The sequence below is a fragment of the Thalassotalea sp. PS06 genome, from assembly GCF_007197775.1.
In the GTDB taxonomy this organism is placed as follows: domain Bacteria; phylum Pseudomonadota; class Gammaproteobacteria; order Enterobacterales; family Alteromonadaceae; genus Thalassotalea_A.
Genome location: NZ_CP041638.1, coordinates 2,779,138 through 2,797,277 on the forward strand (window position 1 = coordinate 2,779,138; position 18,140 = coordinate 2,797,277).

17 protein-coding genes are annotated in these 18,140 nt (G+C 45.2%); 1 reads left to right on the top strand and 16 read right to left on the bottom strand.

Annotation, left to right across the window (positions count from 1 at the left end):
- Positions 1–330: 330 nt before the first annotated feature.
- The 5 genes from FNC98_RS12310 to rppH all read right to left on the bottom strand — a co-directional run bounded on the left by FNC98_RS12310 (position 331) and on the right by rppH (position 5,853).
- Positions 331–1,182, bottom strand: coding sequence for a thymidylate synthase (locus tag FNC98_RS12310; RefSeq protein WP_143581517.1), 852 nt, complete (start codon positions 1,180–1,182; stop codon positions 331–333).
- The gene (lgt, locus tag FNC98_RS12315) at positions 1,179–2,030 is read right to left on the bottom strand and encodes a prolipoprotein diacylglyceryl transferase (RefSeq protein ID WP_143581518.1); all 852 of its coding nucleotides are present in this window, start codon (positions 2,028–2,030) and stop codon (positions 1,179–1,181) included. Before lgt ends, FNC98_RS12310 begins: the two co-directional genes overlap by 4 nt.
- Positions 2,031–2,042: 12 nt before the next feature.
- Complete coding sequence (locus FNC98_RS12320) at positions 2,043–2,834, bottom strand: sulfite exporter TauE/SafE family protein (protein ID WP_143581519.1); 792 nt, start codon at positions 2,832–2,834, stop codon at positions 2,043–2,045.
- 45 nt (positions 2,835–2,879) lie between these two features.
- Positions 2,880–5,141 carry a phosphoenolpyruvate--protein phosphotransferase gene (gene ptsP / locus FNC98_RS12325; RefSeq protein WP_143581520.1) on the bottom strand — a complete coding sequence of 754 codons (2,262 nt, stop codon included), beginning with the start codon at positions 5,139–5,141 and terminating at the stop codon, positions 2,880–2,882.
- 169 nt (positions 5,142–5,310) lie between these two features.
- Positions 5,311–5,853: an RNA pyrophosphohydrolase gene (gene rppH, locus FNC98_RS12330; RefSeq protein WP_143581521.1), complete on the bottom strand. Its 543-nt coding sequence runs from the start codon at positions 5,851–5,853 to the stop codon at positions 5,311–5,313.
- Positions 5,854–5,998: 145 nt separating this feature from the next.
- Here rppH and mutH point away from each other — a divergent pair, with 145 nt between their 5' ends.
- Entirely contained in the window at positions 5,999–6,667 is a 669-nt protein-coding gene (gene mutH / locus FNC98_RS12335; RefSeq protein WP_143581522.1) for a DNA mismatch repair endonuclease MutH, read from the top strand.
- 643 nt (positions 6,668–7,310) lie between these two features.
- Here mutH and FNC98_RS12340 read toward each other — a convergent pair.
- The 11 genes from FNC98_RS12340 to FNC98_RS12390 all read right to left on the bottom strand — a co-directional run bounded on the left by FNC98_RS12340 (position 7,311) and on the right by FNC98_RS12390 (position 18,133).
- Entirely contained in the window at positions 7,311–8,201 is an 891-nt protein-coding gene (locus FNC98_RS12340; RefSeq protein WP_143581523.1) for a D-hexose-6-phosphate mutarotase, read from the bottom strand.
- A 135-nt stretch (positions 8,202–8,336) separates the two neighbouring features.
- Positions 8,337–9,425, bottom strand: a complete 1,089-nt coding sequence (locus FNC98_RS12345; RefSeq protein WP_143581524.1) for a tetratricopeptide repeat protein — start codon at positions 9,423–9,425, stop codon at positions 8,337–8,339.
- 11 nt (positions 9,426–9,436) lie between these two features.
- A complete protein-coding gene (locus FNC98_RS12350) occupies positions 9,437–10,402 on the bottom strand; it encodes a type II secretion system F family protein (protein WP_143581525.1) in 966 nt (321 codons plus the stop codon).
- Positions 10,403–10,410: 8 nt separating this feature from the next.
- The gene (locus tag FNC98_RS12355; RefSeq protein WP_143581526.1) at positions 10,411–11,379 is read right to left on the bottom strand and encodes a type II secretion system F family protein; all 969 of its coding nucleotides are present in this window, start codon (positions 11,377–11,379) and stop codon (positions 10,411–10,413) included.
- A gap of 24 nt (positions 11,380–11,403) precedes the next feature.
- Positions 11,404–12,723 (bottom strand): CpaF family protein, encoded by a 1,320-nt coding sequence (locus tag FNC98_RS12360; RefSeq protein WP_143581527.1) that lies wholly within the window; start codon positions 12,721–12,723, stop codon positions 11,404–11,406.
- A gap of 3 nt (positions 12,724–12,726) precedes the next feature.
- On the bottom strand, positions 12,727–13,968 hold the full coding sequence (locus FNC98_RS12365) for a CpaE family protein (protein WP_143581528.1): 1,242 nt from the start codon (positions 13,966–13,968) through the stop codon (positions 12,727–12,729).
- Between the two features lie 14 nt (positions 13,969–13,982).
- A complete protein-coding gene (locus FNC98_RS12370; protein WP_409574556.1) occupies positions 13,983–14,477 on the bottom strand; it encodes a TadE/TadG family type IV pilus assembly protein in 495 nt (164 codons plus the stop codon).
- Complete coding sequence (locus FNC98_RS12375; RefSeq protein ID WP_143581529.1) at positions 14,461–14,976, bottom strand: TadE/TadG family type IV pilus assembly protein; 516 nt, start codon at positions 14,974–14,976, stop codon at positions 14,461–14,463. The genes FNC98_RS12370 and FNC98_RS12375 overlap by 17 nt, the downstream gene beginning before the upstream one ends.
- Positions 14,977–16,290: a Tad domain-containing protein gene (locus FNC98_RS12380; RefSeq protein WP_143581530.1), complete on the bottom strand. Its 1,314-nt coding sequence runs from the start codon at positions 16,288–16,290 to the stop codon at positions 14,977–14,979.
- Between the two features lie 35 nt (positions 16,291–16,325).
- Complete coding sequence (locus FNC98_RS12385) at positions 16,326–16,631, bottom strand: hypothetical protein (RefSeq protein ID WP_143581531.1); 306 nt, start codon at positions 16,629–16,631, stop codon at positions 16,326–16,328.
- Positions 16,632–16,633: 2 nt separating this feature from the next.
- Positions 16,634–18,133, bottom strand: a complete 1,500-nt coding sequence (locus FNC98_RS12390; RefSeq protein ID WP_143581532.1) for a type II and III secretion system protein family protein — start codon at positions 18,131–18,133, stop codon at positions 16,634–16,636.
- Positions 18,134–18,140 lie beyond the last annotated feature (7 nt).

Here is an 18,140-nt window from a genome sequence, read left to right on the forward strand (position 1 = left end):
AAATATTTAATACCGGACTGTCACCGTTCGAATTTTATTTCGAACTGACACCTGACTCAGTACCGTTACTGAGTATGTCACCATTGTCACCTTTTCCATTTCCGTTTATTAAGCTGCGCAGGTGGATAAAACACTCCAACCATCGTGTTTTTAGGTGACATCATTCGCGGTGACAACGATGAGCCTTTGCTTAAATTGAAAAGCAGCTGTTCAACTGTCCGAAAATATTAATACCGGACTGACACCGTTCGAATTCTATTTCGAACTGACACCTGACTCAGTACCGTTATTGAGTCTGTCACCATTGTCACCTTCTCCATTTTCCGCTTATTAAACCGAAAATGGATACTGAATCGGATCGTGATGTTGATAACCCACTACTTCAAAGTCATCCATGGTTACCCAGGTTTCAAGATCTTTGAGTGACTTGATATCTGGATTAATTTTTAGCTCCGGCGACGGGAACGGGTCACGCTTTAATTGTACATCACGCATTAAATCCAACTGATCTTCGTATATGTGGGCATTAACGATTTTATGATAAGCCTTACCAGGCTTCTTACCGGTGATTTGCGCCATCAATGCCAGGAAGGTAAACACCTGAATCTGGTTGAAATTCAAACCTAGCGGCACATCACACGAGCGCTGGAAGCTGGTTAGATACAAGGTATCGCCCAACAACGAAAAGTTATGAGTATGCATACATGGTCTTAAACAGCCCATATGAAACTCACCTGGGTTGTAAAAGCTTAGGATTTCACCGCGATCATCAATCCCGTTTTTCAGGTTTTCGACAATCTTTGCCAACTGGTCAACGTGTCCACCATCAGGCTTTTGCCAGGAACGTCCCTGAACACCATAGACGCGGCCCATGTCATCTTCACCTTTGCGATGCGGGTTATTTAGCCAGTCACTGTTCTCATTGGCGTTTGCATTCCAGGTTGGTGTGCCTAAGGCGCGAAAATCAGCGGCATTGTCATAACCGCGAATATAACCAATAATTTCAGCTATCGCGGCTTTATAAAAGCTTTTGCGTGTGGTTATCAAAGGAAATCTGTTGCCAGCAACATCGTAGGTCAAATCCGCATTAATCACCGTCAGGCAGCGCTTGCCAGTACGCTTATTTTCAACCCACTCGCCTTCATCAAGAATACGCTGACATAAATCTAAATACTGCTTCATTTTGCCATCCCCTTAGCTTTAGATACTTTCTTTTTACTGACTGGCTGCTGCGGTACGCTGGATTTAGTTAAAGCCCAGATAATAAGTCCGATACCGACAACAACCATAGGTAATGATAATAATTGCCCCATGGAAAGTTGTGAGAGCACAAAGCCTAAATGTGCATCTGGTTCACGGAAGAATTCAATAAACATCCGGAATAACCCGTACCCGGCAAGGAACAATCCCGATGCCAACCCGGTTGGACGTGGCTTTTTACAAACCAGGTAAATGATAGCGAATAGCACCACGCCTTCGAGGAAAAACTCATACAGTTGTGATGGATGACGTGGCAATTGTTCAGGATCATTTGGAAAGATCATCGCCCATGGAACATCAGTTTCACGGCCCCAAAGCTCAGCATTGATGAAGTTACCAATGCGACCGGCACCAAGACCAAGAGGAACCAGCGGCGCAACGAAATCTCCTACTTCGAGGAATTTCTTATTTTCTTCACGGGCAAAGAACACTATCGCCAGTATTACGCCGATAAGGCCACCATGGAAGGACATTCCACCCTGCCAGATTTCAATGAGATAAAGCGGATCGGAAACAAAGTGATCCCACTGATAGAAAAATACATAACCGACGCGACCGCCGATAATCACCCCTAAAAACCCGTAAAATAACAGGTCGCCAACCTGGTCTCGGGTCCATAACCCATTACTACGATCGGCAGCCTTGTTAGCAATGAGCAAGGCCAGCACAAAGCCCACTAAATACATCATGCCGTACCAACGCAGAGCCACCCCACCAAATTCCACAATAACCTGGTTAATTTCCGGTAATTGAATCGCCGCAAAATTCATATGCAATCCCTGTTAAATCATCATTTCGATTGCCACCACAATTAAGAAGGCAGCAAATACTTTTTTTATCGTTTTTACCGGTAGTCGTGTCGCCAGTCTTACCCCATATGAGGCCAAAATCGTCGAGGTCAGTGATATCCCGAGAACCGCTGGTAAATATACATACCCAATGCTCCAGTCTGGGGTGTTCCCATGTCCTAGTCCGGCAATGATATAGGCGACCGTACCGAATAGGGAAACAATCATACCACAGGCTGTAGAAACCCCAATGGCTCTGAGAATATTTACCCCACAATAGGTTAAAAACGGTACCATCACAGCACCGCCGCTGATCCCCATTAGACTACCGACCACACCGGTGCAAGAGGCAACCGCGCGCAATATGCCTTTACCTGGCAATGAGCGATGCACAGTCTGACGGATTGACAGCAACATGTAGCAGGCCAACAAGATCACAAAACTAGAGAAGAATACGGTTAATACTTTCGTCGATAACTCGTCCGCAATAATTGCCCCTAATACCGCGCCGATCGCGACAAATGGCATCAGTACTTTTGCCAGTGGCAGAGGTATGTTACCAATCTTATAATGATTGAAAGCCGCAGTTGATGAAGTGACAACGATAGAAGCGAGAGAGGTTGCCAGGGCGATATGCAGAGCAATTTCCCCTTCGATATTTAGCATAGGTAACACGAACACCAATGCCGGCACAATAATCAGCCCACCACCGATGCCAAGTAAGCCCGCGAGAAAGCCAACTATCATGCCGAGTGCCATACAAATAAGAAAAACTGTTAAAAACATCTGAAAACTGATTATCTGAAAAAGTTAAATCACAACCGATAAACTCTATTTACCAGCGCGAATAAAACCACCAAAGCCGAGCTGATCTAATTGACTGTCAACATATTGGTGAACGGCAACTGCCGTGTCTAATTGTAAACAAGTTTCCAGCATCTGTCTGGCATGTTGATAAGATATGTGACGAATCACCCATTTAATCCTGGGAATATTAAAACTGTTCATACTCAGCTTGTCGTAGCCCATCGCTAAAAGTAAAATCGCGCCACCAGGTTCCGCCGCCAGTTCCCCACACAATGACACTGACATATTGTGCGCTGCTGACTCTTTGGCAATCAGGTTTAATGCCCTGAGTACCCCTGGGTGATAGGCGTCATAAAGCGAAGATACCCGGCCATTGTTGCGGTCTACGGCAAGTAAATATTGAGTCAAATCATTGCTACCGACTGAGAAAAAGTCCACCCGTTTCGCCAGTTCCGGGATTTGAAAAATCAATGATGGTACTTCCAGCATTGCCCCAACTTGTGGTTTTTCGATGATTCTTGCCTGTTCGGCCTGAATTTCCTGATAGGCCTGATTAATCAATCGCAAAGCTTCATCCACTTCCTGCAATGAACTGATCATCGGCAGCAATATCTGCAAATTCTTCTGGTCAACATTAGCGCGAATCATCGCCCTTACCTGAACCAGAAATATTTCCGGATGATCTAAGGTAACACGGATGCCGCGCCAACCAAGGAAAGGATTATCCTCCTGAATCGGAAAATAGGGTAAGGTTTTATCGCCACCGATATCCAAAGTGCGCATGACCACTGGTTGGCTGACGAACGACGTCAACACATTTCGATAAGCCTGAACTTGCTCCTGTTCAGAAGGAAAACTACTGCGTTCCATAAATGCTATTTCGGTACGATAAAGACCGATCCCTGACGCGCCATGTTTCATTGTATGATCAAACTCAGCCACCAAACCGGCATTCATTAACAATTCGATCGACGTACCGTCTTCGGTAACCGATTCAGACTCGGTTACGCTTCTGACTTGTTGCTGCAATTCAGTCTCTTCAGCCATCAAACGCCGATAATGAGATTCCTGCTCAGCGCTTGGCGACAGGAATATTTCTCCCGAGTATCCATCGATAATGGCAAATCGTTCGCTAAAACCGGTCAGAGGGATATCACCAACTCCCGTGATTGCCGGGATACCAAGCGCCCTGGCAAGAATAACGGCATGAGAATTGATCGAACCCGATAACGAAACGATGGCTTTGAGGTTTTTGTGTTGATATTCCGCCAGCATTGACGCGGTGACTTCCTGGGCAACCAAAATCAGGTCTTTTGGCAGCCGGGTATGCTTTTGCTGATAATCCTGTAAATGCAACAGCACTCGATTGCCTAAGTCTTTGATATCTACAGCCCGTTCTCGAATGTACTGATCATCGACCGCCTCAAACTGCACGACATAGCCATCAATAACCAGTTTCAGGGCACTTTCTGCATTCCAGCCGGCATCGATATGCTCTTCCACATCATCGCCAATACTGGCGCTCGAGAGCATTTGCTGGTACATATCAAAAATATCCAGCGTCTCCCCGGGTATAGTGCCTTGCATACGTGAACGCATTTTACTTAAATCACGATAGGTACGTGCGATGGCAATGCGCAACCGTTTCTTTTGCTTCGCTTTGCTGCCCTGTTTTGTCGGCGTAACCCGGCGTAAATCCGCCAATGGCCGGCTAACGTAGCAATGTCCCATAGCCAGACCACTGGCACCGGGAATCGCCCGAATGTGAGTTTTATCTACCCGCTTACACATTGCCGAGATAACACCACGGGACTCGGCACTACTTAAGGTTGTCGCCAACTGGGCGGCAAGGGTTACTAAAAACGCTTCTTCATTTTCATTGAACTGACGGGATTCGGTTTGTTGCACCGATATCACGCCCAGCACCTGGCGTTGGTGAATAATGGGCGTGCCTAAAAAGGCATTGAAGGCTTCTTCTTTTACTTCCGGGGCATGCTTAAATCTGGGGTGGGCTTGCGCATTAGCAATATTGATCGGCTCTTCCCGCTGTCCGACTAGGCCAACAAGGCCTTCATTAAAGCCAATTCGAACCTGGCCCAAAGAATCTTTGGCAAGGCCATCGGAGGCCATAAGTAAGAAGTGCTGTAATTCCTGGTTGGCAAGATACACCGAACAACATTCAGTATCCATTGCCCTTTTTACCTGCGAAACTAAGGTCTGCAAAGCCGAGTCGAGCTCTGGCTCCTGCCCAAACGCTAATACAATTCGTCGTAATGTGGTTAGCATATGTTCCCTTAGTTTACAGTAACAATAACAACTGTCGTTCTAATTCAGAATCAGTGGGTTAAATTATTCCCTTGTGTGGCTGGTAAAAACCACTCCATATAAAGGAATAATTTTGCCTAGCCTTAAAAACAGAAAGCTGTGATAACACAGCTTTCTCAATACATAATGATCACTTGTAATGGCGACGTTTTGGATCACGCCTTGACGATTCTTTACGGTGGGGAATGTCGCGTCTCATTGCGGGTAATGCAATCGGCGCAAACTCCTTCATCACTCGACGATATACCTCGCGTTTGAAAGACACCACCTGGCGCACCGGATACCAATAACTCACCCAACGCCAGTCATCAAATTCCGGGTGAGAAGAGTGAAGTAAATTAACGTCCTCGTCCTTGCAGATCAGTTTCAGCAAAAACCATTTCTGTTTTTGTCCAATACAAACAGGGTTACTGTCATGACGAATTAACCGTTTTGGTAAGCGATACTTTAACCAGTGTTTGGTACTCGCCATTATTTCTACTTGATGAGGCTTTAATCCAACTTCCTCGTATAACTCCCGGTACATCGTTTGTTCGGCCGATTCTCCTTTATCTACACCACCTTGTGGGTATTGCCACGAATGCTGGCCGAATCGACGAGCCCAAAAGACTTGTCCTTTACCGTTTGTAATCACTATGCCGACATTGGCTCGATAGCCTTCGGCATCAATCACATGAACTCCCGTTCAAAAAAATGTTGTATAACTTGATTCTTCCACAATCTTTGCCGTTGAGCAAATATTGCATGGATTTATTTGTTGCCTCACCTGGCAAAGCTTCCGATAATAAGGCAATTCAACCAGTTAAGCTGACAACACTGTGCTAACCCCAGAAACCGAACGCCAATTGCTGCAAACCGCTCAAAACTTATCCGGGCTAACACTTGGCGAGTTAGCGATGCAGTTGCAGGTGCGAGTGCCGGATAACCTTAACAAAGAGAAAGGCTGGATTGGCTTGTTATTGGAGAAAGCTCTTGGTGCCAGTGCCGGTTCAAAACCATTACCGGATTTTCCTGAACTCGGCATTGAACTAAAAACCCTACCCATTAATCGTCAGGCGAAAGTGCTGGAAACAACCTTTGTCAGTGTCGCGCCGCTCACTGGCTTAACCGGTGTCACCTGGCAAACCAGTCATGTGAAAAAGAAAATGGCGAAAGTGTTGTGGGTACCGATTATTTCAGAACGCCAGCTTCCCGTTGGTGAGCGGGTTATCTGCACGCCATTTTTATGGCAGCCAAATCCACAGGAAGAAGCACTGATGCAAGCCGACTGGCAGGAATTGACGGATATGATAGTGCTGGGTGAGGTGGAAAAAATCAATGGCACTTATGGTCAAGTGTTACAACTCAGACCAAAAGCGGCTAACAGCAAGGCAAAAACCAAAGCGTTCGATAAAAACGGCCGTCCTTTTCAGACGCTTCCCCGAGGGTTTTATTTAAAAACCGCTTTTACCCAACAACTCCTGAACCACCATTTGCGAATAAATTAACTAAGCGATGATATTCACACATCATCGCTTTTGAGGAGGGAGACTTCGTCGGTGGGAAGTTTGAAGTGGGAGGTGGAAGAAGATTCTGACACCATCAAAAAAGCTTGGAAGCTTTTTACCACGTCATCTCCTTGAAAAAGGAGATCTCAAGCTTAGGCCGAGGCTTTGATTTCCAGTCGTAGCTGGAAATGACGGGTTTATGATGCAATTTTCGGTTTTGGCCAAGGATGACCTATATGCCGAAAATGCACGAGGACATGGATGTGCGAAGGTAGAATAACGCACTAATACATGGATGTATGTGGGTAGAATAACGCAGGAGCAGTTATCGAGGAGCAATTTTCGGTAGAAGAAAAGCTAAGTACCCATCGCCACAAAAAGAAAAACCTCTAACCACGTCATCTCCTTGAAAAAGGAGATCTCAAGCTTAGGCCGAGGCTTTGATTTCCAGTCGTAGCTGGAAATGACGGTATTTAAAAGCGCGTGTACGTTGCAAGTGTCCAGCATCGCAGTGGAAAGAAGAACTGTCTTCCACCTCCCTCTTCCACCCTAGCTCTTGCTTTCTCTTGGCGCAATCTACGATTGCATGCTAGGAGCGATTTTATATCGTGCGCAAGAAGCTAGTTTACCAGCGTGCTAGTGGCTAAAGATTATAGACTTTAATTTCCTGACTCGCGGTAATTTCAGCGCCAGCGTCAAGAGCAAACCATTGCGTGTTTGCCGCTTCGAGACAAACAAATTCCTGTTCCCCGTGCTGATGAACATCAGCCATACCGGCAGCAGTCTCTGGCCCAGGGTTCCACAGCACCCATTGATTGGCATTACTTTTGTTAATCTCTATCGCCCTGCCCCAGCCCTTATCGATAAGCGTTGCCGATTTGCTGTTTTGATAAATATTATCAACCGGCCCAAGACCGCTGGCCTGGCCTACCTGTTGACACTGCTTCAATCCTGACACCTTGTTTTCATAAGTACTGTCAGCAAGTGATGGAATGGTTACCAGCTCTGGGTCGCTCACAGCAAAATAACTGTGCAAAGCAAAGCTTAAATTTTGCGCCTCAGCCGATAAATTTTTCATTGTTAGTGCCTGACTAAAGGTATCGCTGAACTGCAGCGTCTGAATCAGTTGAAAGGTTCCCTGCCAGTTAGGATGTGTACTTTTACCAAGACTTAGCTGCACAACCACACCATCAGGATTTAATTGTATATCGCCTAACTGCCAGTCACTATTGCGGGCAAAACCATGGCTGGTCTCGTTTACTAATGGACCAAACCATGGCCAGCAAATTGGAATACCCCCGCGAATCGGACGAGACTGATCAAATGCACTTTTTTTGCTAAGCCAGAAAACTTCACGGTGACCATTGGGTTGCCAGGAGACGACCTGCCCACCGAATAAGGAAACCTTGGCTTCACATAACTTGTGAGAAATGGTCAGATAGACTAACTTACCATTTATGACCTGTTGATGTACCGAACCCTGTTCAGATTCAGTGATCAGTTCCTTGCCTTCAGCCACCAACTGTACACTCATAATATTTCATCCCATCTTTAACAGAAACTATCTAACAATAACCGCAAGAGAGACGATAATTACAAAATCTATAAAAAAAGCAATATTGGCTTATGATGTTACGTCATATTTCTGTTAAGAATTCGTATGCAACTTTCAGCGATATGTGCTGTTTACGCTCTCTTCGGTCTGTTGATTTCCCGCCGGAATATTTTCAGAGCCTAGTTTTCGAGACTGTTGCGCCTGCCATTGGTCGCGTTGCAGCATTTCCACCTGCTCCAGATTTAAATTAGCCTTTTCGAAATAGGTAGGAGATAAGTTAATCGCCTTCCTTAAATAACGTTCTGCAAGTTGCAGGTTCGATTCCAACATCAAGAAATAACCAAGATCATTGTAGGCATCATGTTCCGGCATAATATGTTTAAAGGTTTTGATCGCCCTTTCGTACTGCCCCTGGCGCGCATACACCAAGCCGAGGTTACTCCAGGCCCGTTTAAAGGTCGAATCAAAATTAATTGCCCGTTTAAAATAGCGCTCAGCCATTATCAGATCACCGGTTAAATAAAACGAGTAACCCAGATTAGAAAGATAAACCGCAGATTTAGGTTTGTATTGCAGCGCCAACTGATAATAGCTTCTCGCCTGAGGGTGGTTTTCCTGGATATCTTCGATAACGCCAGTAACAACATAAGCCTCGATTGGTGACTTGTCATCCAGGGACTGATACACGGTTTTTAACTGTGTCTGAGGGTTGTGTTTGGCAGTCTCGGCCTGCTGTCGAAGTCGAATTTGATCCAAACTTATGGCCTTTTGCAAATGACGCTGAGCTTCCAGGTAATCCCGTTGCACCATAAATAAAACGCCCAGCGCCTTGTGCGCCCCTAAATGCTCGTTCTCAAACTGCAAGACTTTTAAATAAGCTTTCTCTGCAACTTCAAGATTTTGTAAACGACGGTGTATCTCACCAATCTGAAAATAGATATCCGCATCTTGGCGATCGAACTCGAGTGCCTGAATGTAGTAATACAGGGCTCTTTCATAATCACGACCGCGTTTGGCTTCTTCAGCTCGCTCAATTGCCTGGCCTTTGGAGTTGACGTTAATGCCTTTATTGGCCTGAGACTCACCGGCAAACTCGCTGTTTGTAGATGGCTGTGGATTAGTGGTTTGCTGTTGCGTGGTCTCGCAGCCCGAAAGCAGGCCTATTACCACTAGCAATAGAATATAAAATCGTTGTATTTTCATTTTATTGATTCCTAAAACGCCACATCCCAAACCGACATAACTTTTAAAATTGCTGGGCCAACGGCAACAATAAAAAACGCTGGCCAGATACAAAAAATCATTGGGAAAACCATCTTCACCGCCAGCTTAGCGGCTTTTTCTTCGGCTTCCTGAATGCGTTTATCGCGATATTCTTCGGCATAAATTCTCAAGGTACTGGCAATACCTGTACCCAGTTTTAAGCTTTGCACGATAACGGAATTTAGGCCGCGGATATCCTCAAGGCCGGTTCGTTCTGAAAATTCATGCAGAGCTTCTTGCAGCGAGTAACCGACCCGAACTTTGCTACAGACTAAATTCAGTTCGTGAGACAGCACCGGATGCGCGATTTTCAATTCGTTGCTGACCCGTTGAAAGGATTCCAATAACCCTAAACCTGATTCACAACAAACGACGAGTAAATCCAAAGCGTCTGGAAAATGCTTTCGTAAACTTTGCATTCGCTTATCGGCCAGGTAGGTGAGAATAATACCCGGTAGTAGGTATCCAATACCGACAATCAGGGCAATGACATAAATTGACAGAATGAATGACAGGTCCGGGAATAACCTCAGGACTACTGTACAAAGAGCAATGCTGATGAGCAGCAACAACAACTTCAAAGCATTGTAGATTTTCAGCGCATTTTCAGAGTGGAAACCAGCATGAATCAGCAAGCGCTTGGCGTCGCTGTCTCCTACAAATGAGCTTTTGATAAAAGGGACTTTGTCTAATCCATGCTCCAGGGACTGATTAAAACCGCCACCTGTATTGGCACCGATTCCTTCACTTTGGATTTTCTTTAATTCCGCTTTTGCCGGAGAAAAAACACTGGATAACAAATAACTCACTGCCAATGCCAGGGTAATACCTGCTGCTGCAGCCAAACCGAGAACCACCCATTGCGACAATTGTGGATCCTGGGTAACGCTGTAAATCAAACTATTAATATATTCCATGCCTCCTCCTATACATCCAGCTGTAATAATCTATTAATCCAGCCGATGCCGATAATCATCGCCAGAGCGCCCCACTTGAGTAGCGAGATCCCATCTTCAGTACTGATCAGCATTTTTAGATAGCTGGGCGTACTAATGTAAATAAAAGCAAACAACACAAATGGCGTCAGTACCAAAATCCAGGCGGACATCCTGCCTTCAGCCGACAAGGTCCTGACCCGTCGCTTAAAGGTAAAACGCTGACGAATCACCCGAGCCAGGGTTTCCACTTTTTCCGCCAGATTACCACCGGTTTCTTTTTGGATACTGATAGCACTGGCAAAGGCCATCGCAGAGGTGATAGGTACCCGTTGCACAAACAGCAATAACGCCGTTTTAATATCGGTACCGTAATTGATTAATTGGAATAGATAGTTAAATTCTCTACGCAATTCACCATTGGTTTCATCACATACTAGCTTTAACGATTCAGAAAACGCATAACCGGCCTGTAATCCTCGTTTGAGAACATCTAAGGCCTCGGGAAACTCTTCTTCAATTTTTTCCAGACGTTTTTTAATATCGCGATTTAGCTTGACGATAAACAACGAAAATATAATCAAAAAGGTAATAAGCACATACAGAATATCGCGGGTGAAGTACCACACCAAAGGCGTTACCGCGAGCGCCGAAAACAATGATAATAAGAAATATTGATGGCCGAGATACTTATAATTGGCAAGCTCCATTTTATAGGTCAGGTCCTTAATAAAACCCCAGCTTTCCATCGCTCGAAATACCGGTGGCAACTTATTAATTTTGTTGTCCAGCAACAGGTCTGAATGCTTGAATTCCTGATTACGGGCCATGTCTGCCAGGTGTTTACGCAGCTCTTTGGTTTTAGCTCGTTGTGGGTTGTAGACAGACACAAATAACGATTGCGATAAGAAAATCACCGTTACAAATATCAAAACCAGAAAAATTAATTCGTTACTCATGGTGTTACCTCCTGTCGCGCTTTATTAAAGTCGCGCCAGTTCAAAATCCGCCCCATAAATCGAGTTGGGAAGAATAATGCCCCGCGCCTGCAGGTGATGATTAAAGTTAGGGATCACACCTGTAGCTTTAAAGTCACCTAATACGTTTCCTTGTTCATCCCTGCCGCGACGCTCGAATTTAAAGATTTCGGACATGGTAATAATATCCCCTTCCATGCCATTAATTTCCTGGACACTGGTGATACGACGTTTTCCATCTTCCTGACGCTGTAATTGAATAACCACGTCAATCGCCGACGCAATTTGCGAGCGAATATTCACAACCGGCATATCAAAACCGGCCATACATACCATGTTCTCCATTCTCGATAAGGCATCGCGAGGGCTGTTGGCGTGCAAGGTAGTTAAACTTCCTTCGTGACCGGTATTCATCGCCGTCAGCATATCAATGGCTTCGCCACCACGAACCTCACCAACAACGATGCGATCAGGTCGCATCCGCAAGCTGTTGATCACCAGTTCACGCTGTTTGATTTCACCCTTGCCTTCAATATTGGCTACCCGAGTTTCCAGGCGCACCGTATGGGGTTGTTGCAATTGCAATTCCGCAGAATCTTCTATGGTAATGATACGTTCATCCTCAGGGATATATCCGGAAAGAATATTCAGTAACGTGGTTTTGCCACTGCCGGTACCACCGGAAATCAATACATTCATCTTGCCTTCGACAATGGCTTTGATGAAGGTGCCGATATCTTGATTCATGGTTTTATAATCTACTAATTGTGCAGCGGTGAGCTTTTCCACGGTAAAACGACGGATCGACAAACAAGGACCATCGAGTGCCAGCGGCGGAATAATGGCATTAATACGCGAACCATCTTCGAGGCGAGCATCGACCATGGGACATGATTCATCAATGCGACGACCCACTCGAGAAACGATACGATCAATAATATTCAGTAAATGCTTATCATCATAAAAAGCCACCGGAACTCGCTCTAGCTTGCCCTGGCGTTCAATGTAAATATGATCATGATTATTCACTAAAATATCCGAAATTGATGGATCGGCAAGCAGAGTTTCCAGTGGCCCCAGGCCAAGAATCTCATCGATAATTAATTGCGTGATTTTTTCTCTGGCGTGAACGTTTAAGGGCCTGGGCACATCATTTAACAGGTTTTGACATAATTCCTTGATTTGCAGCACAGCCTGATTTTCTTCGAGAGTTTCCAGCACTGATAAATCAAGCATCTTGACGATTTTTCCGTAAATCTGTTGCTTGGTTTCAAGGTCCTGGGGATTTAATACCGCAAAATCATTACTCGGTTGCACTGGATTCATAACTTAACCTTTATATACCTTGTTAAACATTTTCGACCAAAAGCCCCGATCATGACCCTGCTCCGTGAGCTCCACACTGGACAGTTGATTTACCAGTTGAATTAAGTCTTCAACAATCCGACGACTGCCATCGACATTGACAATATTGCGGCCTAAGTCGTTACACTCACTGGCCACGGAAAAATTATTGCGAACCGCATAAACACGATCCAGACCAAGGGTTTGTTGAATTTCTTTAAGAGAAATTGGTGAGTTTTTTTCATCATAACGATTGACTAAAAGCACGATATTCTGTTTTCCTTTGCCAAGCTGAGACATTAAAAATTTAAGCACAGCCTGGGCCTCGCGGACGCTTACAATATCGGGTTGCACCAACAACAGTATTTCCTGAGACGCTTCAAGAATTGGCAAATTGACAGATTCAATCCCCCTGGACAGATCGGCCACAATCAGGTCATACCCCATCTGCACTTTGGCCAACAATCTGGTGAGATTCTGGATGTAATCATGTTGGTTGAGGTTGAGGTGAGAGAATGGTTGCACTGGCATAATGCGAAGAGTTTCGTTTTTCGACATCATGTTACGCACTGCCAATGCATCCAGATGATCTAATTCATTGATAGCATCATTAAGAAAATATGTGGCATCCGGAGCCAACATTTTTGACAAGGTAGCGTGCTGAAAATCGCCATCAAACAGCACGATATCCATAGGAGATTGTTGGCCCAGAACATCGGAAAGGCCGTGAGATATAAAGGTTGCACCACTTCCGCCTTTGGCATTTAAGATGCTGACGATTGGCGCCAGCTTAACCTGAGACTCCAATTGCGTGCTGATGTTTTTAATGGTCTGGGTTAACTCATGTTGGTACCCTGAAATTGGTACCAAATCTTTGATTTGTAACTGCACCGCATGGCGCAGTAATTCCGGTGGTAAATCGTCTCCAAGCAAAATCATTGCTTTATCCAGACTACTGAGTTTATCCATCTGCTCGGTAACAAAATCGATATTACCGCTATAAGTAATGATAATCAGGCCAAGTTGCGGCTCATTCTTAGAAATATCAACAGAAGATGCGACTTCCAGGTTATTAAAACCTCCAAGAAATGCTGATATTTCGGCCCTTAATCCCTCGTCCTGACAAACCAACAGACACTCAAGCAAAATGGATAAGTTCATTGAGACCTCGGCTTTACTCTCAAGGCTTTCTTGCATCATTGGAACTCTGAACAGGTTTTTATTCATTGTAATTTCACCATTTAACAAGAAGTTATGCCCGAGCGGGTAAAGCCCAGGCTTTCCCGTGGGATATCCGTCGTTAACGCCGGAGAATTTAATGTGACTGAGAAAAATGGCACAATAAATCGGTGTTGGTAGTTGGTTATCTGGGTCTGCACTGCCGCAACCTGTTCAGCATTGGTGGTAATATTGCCGGCACTATCAAGATAGTTAATGATGATATTACTGGCCGTTAAATTAGGCAGTAGATCGGTTCCTGAGAAAGTTGCGGTGGTACTAAGGCCTGTTTGCTGAGCCACGGTATTAGTGTTGCTGGTATTGGTCAAAGCGTTGCAAACCGTGGCAAGGCGAGCACCACGCCGGGTAACTTCCGTCAGCATATTCCAGGTATACATCAATCGTCCTACTTCAATGGTCAAAAATAAAATAACCATGAAAACCACTGCCACCAGGGCAAATTCCACACTATAAATACCGGACTGACGCTTCCGGTTATGTTTAACGAATACCACCACTTTGTGCCCTCAATGTATAACTGACTCTGACCGGGAAATTTAATCCTATGTCACCGCCTTGACCAAAATTAGGAATGGCGTCGGCAAACATGGGTTGAAAGGTGTAATTAACCGACAAGGTAATTAACTGCCCGGAAACACTAATGGTTGTGGTGCTGCCACTCAAACCAGGCAGTAATTCATTTCCGCTGTTGGTCGTTGTGCCATAAAACACCAGATTATCCACTTCCGTTTCCAGCGCTGGGGTGATATCGATTACATCAGAAATCCCCGGAGTCGCATAAATATCAAGATAACGGGAGGCATCCCGTACAGCTTTAGTTAAGGTGTTGTATTGATAAATAAAGCGACCAATTTCTGCTACCGCGAAAATCAACAACAAAAATATTGGTAAAACGATGGTTAACTCAACCGCAGCAATACCGCGTTGACGTTTGAATCGACCCGAAGAAATTACCGCTAGCTTTTGCCCTGCTGTTTTCGAAGTAAGGGGGTTCATTTAGGAATCCTTACTGTTAGGTACATGGAAAAGGACGATGCGATAGGCACCGGAACCATTTGGTGTGGTGCCCGGTTGGCCACCGCTGTTATCGTCGGTATCGCCCTCAAAAGGGCATACCCGAACCACTTCACCAACGGCATAACTGTTTTGTCCGTTTCCACCACCTTGCCCCTTGTTGCCACTCGGAACCTGTTGCGTTAAAAACACACACATAAAGTCAATAACACTGAGCAATTTATGGCCATTGGTTTCTCCATCACATTCAACCACCACGACGTTAAAGAGGCGGCGGTCAGGTAACCCTCCACTCTTAACAACATCAAGGGACCCAGGCAATGAACAAGAGCTTGCTTCGGTATCGGTTTTATAACTGGAAAAACGATAGGCTTTACTCAAGTATCCAGATTCCATCAAATCGGGCTGGGTATCATCGTAAGCAATTGGCGGCCCCTGACAGGTATTCCAATCTCTGGCGTCGACGCTTTTTAAGCCCTGTGCTGAACCAGTAAATCTCGCATCTAAAGCCTCCGTCGGACCGACCGCATTACCGGTCTCGGTCGTGAAAGAATTAATATCCAAATCACCCAAGCAAAAACTATTACCATTGGCAAGCGCATCCCGCACATCATTTTTTCCGGAATTTCCTGGCAGTCGAACCAATTGGAAATTGCCCGGTCCTACCCTGGACTCGGTATTAGAGCCAATTTTCATCACGGTAAGGTCACCATAGTTAAAACCCCAGGCACCGGTTTCTGATGGCGGCTGGCTCTTGTCGCCACAAATTAACAACGGCACTAAATCGGAAGTGCACTTGTCGCTAGTTAAATCGGTACTTGGGCCAGCCAATGCGGTGGCAGTGACGTCTTTGGCAAAAGAAAATATTCTCGCAAAAAAGCTATCCAAGGGTACATCTTCAATCGACACTTTGGCGTAGATTGCATCGCTGCTAGTAGAGCTGATAAAGGGATCGGGAGATTCCGAAAAATCGACTGACAACAAAGATGTCACCTGTACGGTGGAAGTGTTAGCACCGGTCAATGGCAAAGAAGATTCCAACTCGCCATTTTCCTGATGGGCAAGGTTGGTCGTCAAAATGGCCACTGCTTCTGCCCTTGCCTGAGTGATCGTTTCGCCGCGATCACGACTTTTTGCTGCCGATAAAGCGGCGGCATCGGCGAGATTTTGCAAACGAGATTTACTCAATAGCAAATGCCCACCATCTAGCGCCAATGCGCTTACTGCGATAATGGCGACTAAGGAAATAGTCGCCAAAACCACGATATTACCGTTATTTTTGTGAAGATTTTTCATAAAGCCTCCACTTCAAATTAATAAACTAAAGGGCGCTAGTTTTTGCCAGTACTGGCTGATCCGCTGCCCGAGTTAAAGCTACTGCCACCACCTCGCGCTTCTTTAGGCTGATAAATGCTATTTTTATAAGCTTCAATATTCTTACTGGCAACGTCACCATCTAAAGAATTAACAATGCCGGCATTCATTTCCGGAGCAGCCGGATCAAGAATTTGCCGTTCCAAAATCTGGTCATAATGACCAGACAACCGATATTCGTATTCAGGACCCACACTGCAACCGGCTACCAACAAGATGGCGGTCAGGGCAATAAAAGGTTTTGTCATCGCTAAGCTGTTCATAATTACTCCTGAAACTCATTGGTAGATATTTCGTGACCATAGGTGGCAGATGTTCCGCCGTCATCCAATAACAATTCGCTGGAATGATTACTGGTATCACCACTGGTATTCGGGTTGCTTTCATTGGTTTCATTTATCGGTCTGCTAGATGTGCGCCCAAGCAGGTAGAAATCCATATCGCCCGGTTCAACAAAACCATCGGTTGGCAATTTGATCCCCTCACGATTAAAAGGACGTACTAATCTCGGTGTTACCATGATCACCAATTCAGATTGGCCTTTGATAAACTCCTGACTTCTAAACAGCTGCCCTAACACCGGAATATCACCTAATCCGGGGATTTTGTTAACGCTTTCACGAAAGTTATCGCTGATCAATCCACCGATAGCTATGGTTTGCCCATCACCTAATTCAACCGTGGTCGATGTAGTTCGTTTGATAATGGAAGGAATAACAAGACTAGTATTAGTTTCGTCTGGCGAAATCGCTACGGTATTGGTTGAACTTAACTCACTCACCAGGACTTGCAGGTTGAGATTGATTTTTCCGGAATCGAGAATCGTAGGAACAAAACTTACACCGACCCCAAAATCTCGATACTGGATAGTAATACCGTCACGGTTCGGAACCGGAATAGGAAATTCACCACCGGATAGGAAGTCTGCCTGTTGGCCACTCAATGCCGTGATATTCGGTTCCGCCAGTATTTTTGCTAAACCGTTTTGCTTAGCAATATCGAGGGCAAAATTTAGCAGTAAATCACCATCTAAGTACGATCCAAACAAACCGCGATCAATACCTTGGGTAAGCCCCAGAGAACTTAAAAAATCCGAGCCAGAGGTAATACCTATGGTACCGTCACTGCCATCTACGGCGAGTAACATTTTGCTGTCCAGACGACGGGCAACTTCACTTTGAACTTCGGCGACCGTCACTTCTAGCATAACCTGGTGTCCCCCGCCGACAGACATCATATTCAATACTTGTGAACCACTTTTTCCACTACCAGCGGCGGTGGCATAACCTTCTGCGAATTTCACCGCCATTGCCATTTTTTCGGTGGATGAGGCTTCACCACTGAGCACAAGATGCCCCTGTGAGGATTCAATACCTATCTTTTCATCCGGAAGATACTGATGAATTCGTTTTCGAAGTGTTGCCAGATCATGGGTTACTTCCAGATTATATACGTCGATGATGTCGTCATTTTCGTCCCAAATCATCACGTTCGTGGTGCCAAGCTTTTTGCCAACCACATAAATTTCATCTTTGGAAATAATCAGAATGTCGGCAATTTTAGGATTGGCGATAGACACCCGTTTAACCGGCTGATCCATTGACACATTTTTCGATTTATGGATGGGTATCTTTATCGTCGGATCCTGATTTTCAATAGAACCGCCAGCGCTGACTTTGGCGCAAACCAAAAGACTAAAAGCGACGAGTAGTAGCGGTATTTCCCTGGTCACCCAGTGTTTTGTACGATGAGTTACTGCGTTCATCACACAC

Coding starts and splice junctions, on each gene's coding strand:
- FNC98_RS12310 (WP_143581517.1), bottom strand. CDS start 1,182: ATGAAGCAGTATTTAGATTTATGTCAGCGTATTCTTGATGAAGGCGAG.
- lgt (WP_143581518.1), bottom strand. CDS start 2,030: ATGAATTTTGCGGCGATTCAATTACCGGAAATTAACCAGGTTATTGTG.
- FNC98_RS12320 (WP_143581519.1), bottom strand. CDS start 2,834: ATGTTTTTAACAGTTTTTCTTATTTGTATGGCACTCGGCATGATAGTT.
- ptsP (WP_143581520.1), bottom strand. CDS start 5,141: ATGCTAACCACATTACGACGAATTGTATTAGCGTTTGGGCAGGAGCCA.
- FNC98_RS12340 (WP_143581523.1), bottom strand. CDS start 8,201: ATGAGTGTACAGTTGGTGGCTGAAGGCAAGGAACTGATCACTGAATCT.
- FNC98_RS12345 (WP_143581524.1), bottom strand. CDS start 9,425: ATGAAAATACAACGATTTTATATTCTATTGCTAGTGGTAATAGGCCTG.
- FNC98_RS12350 (WP_143581525.1), bottom strand. CDS start 10,402: ATGGAATATATTAATAGTTTGATTTACAGCGTTACCCAGGATCCACAA.
- FNC98_RS12355 (WP_143581526.1), bottom strand. CDS start 11,379: ATGAGTAACGAATTAATTTTTCTGGTTTTGATATTTGTAACGGTGATT.
- FNC98_RS12360 (WP_143581527.1), bottom strand. CDS start 12,723: ATGAATCCAGTGCAACCGAGTAATGATTTTGCGGTATTAAATCCCCAG.
- FNC98_RS12365 (WP_143581528.1), bottom strand. CDS start 13,968: ATGAATAAAAACCTGTTCAGAGTTCCAATGATGCAAGAAAGCCTTGAG.
- FNC98_RS12375 (WP_143581529.1), bottom strand. CDS start 14,976: ATGAACCCCCTTACTTCGAAAACAGCAGGGCAAAAGCTAGCGGTAATT.
- FNC98_RS12380 (WP_143581530.1), bottom strand. CDS start 16,290: ATGAAAAATCTTCACAAAAATAACGGTAATATCGTGGTTTTGGCGACT.
- FNC98_RS12385 (WP_143581531.1), bottom strand. CDS start 16,631: ATGAACAGCTTAGCGATGACAAAACCTTTTATTGCCCTGACCGCCATC.
- FNC98_RS12390 (WP_143581532.1), bottom strand. CDS start 18,133: ATGAACGCAGTAACTCATCGTACAAAACACTGGGTGACCAGGGAAATA.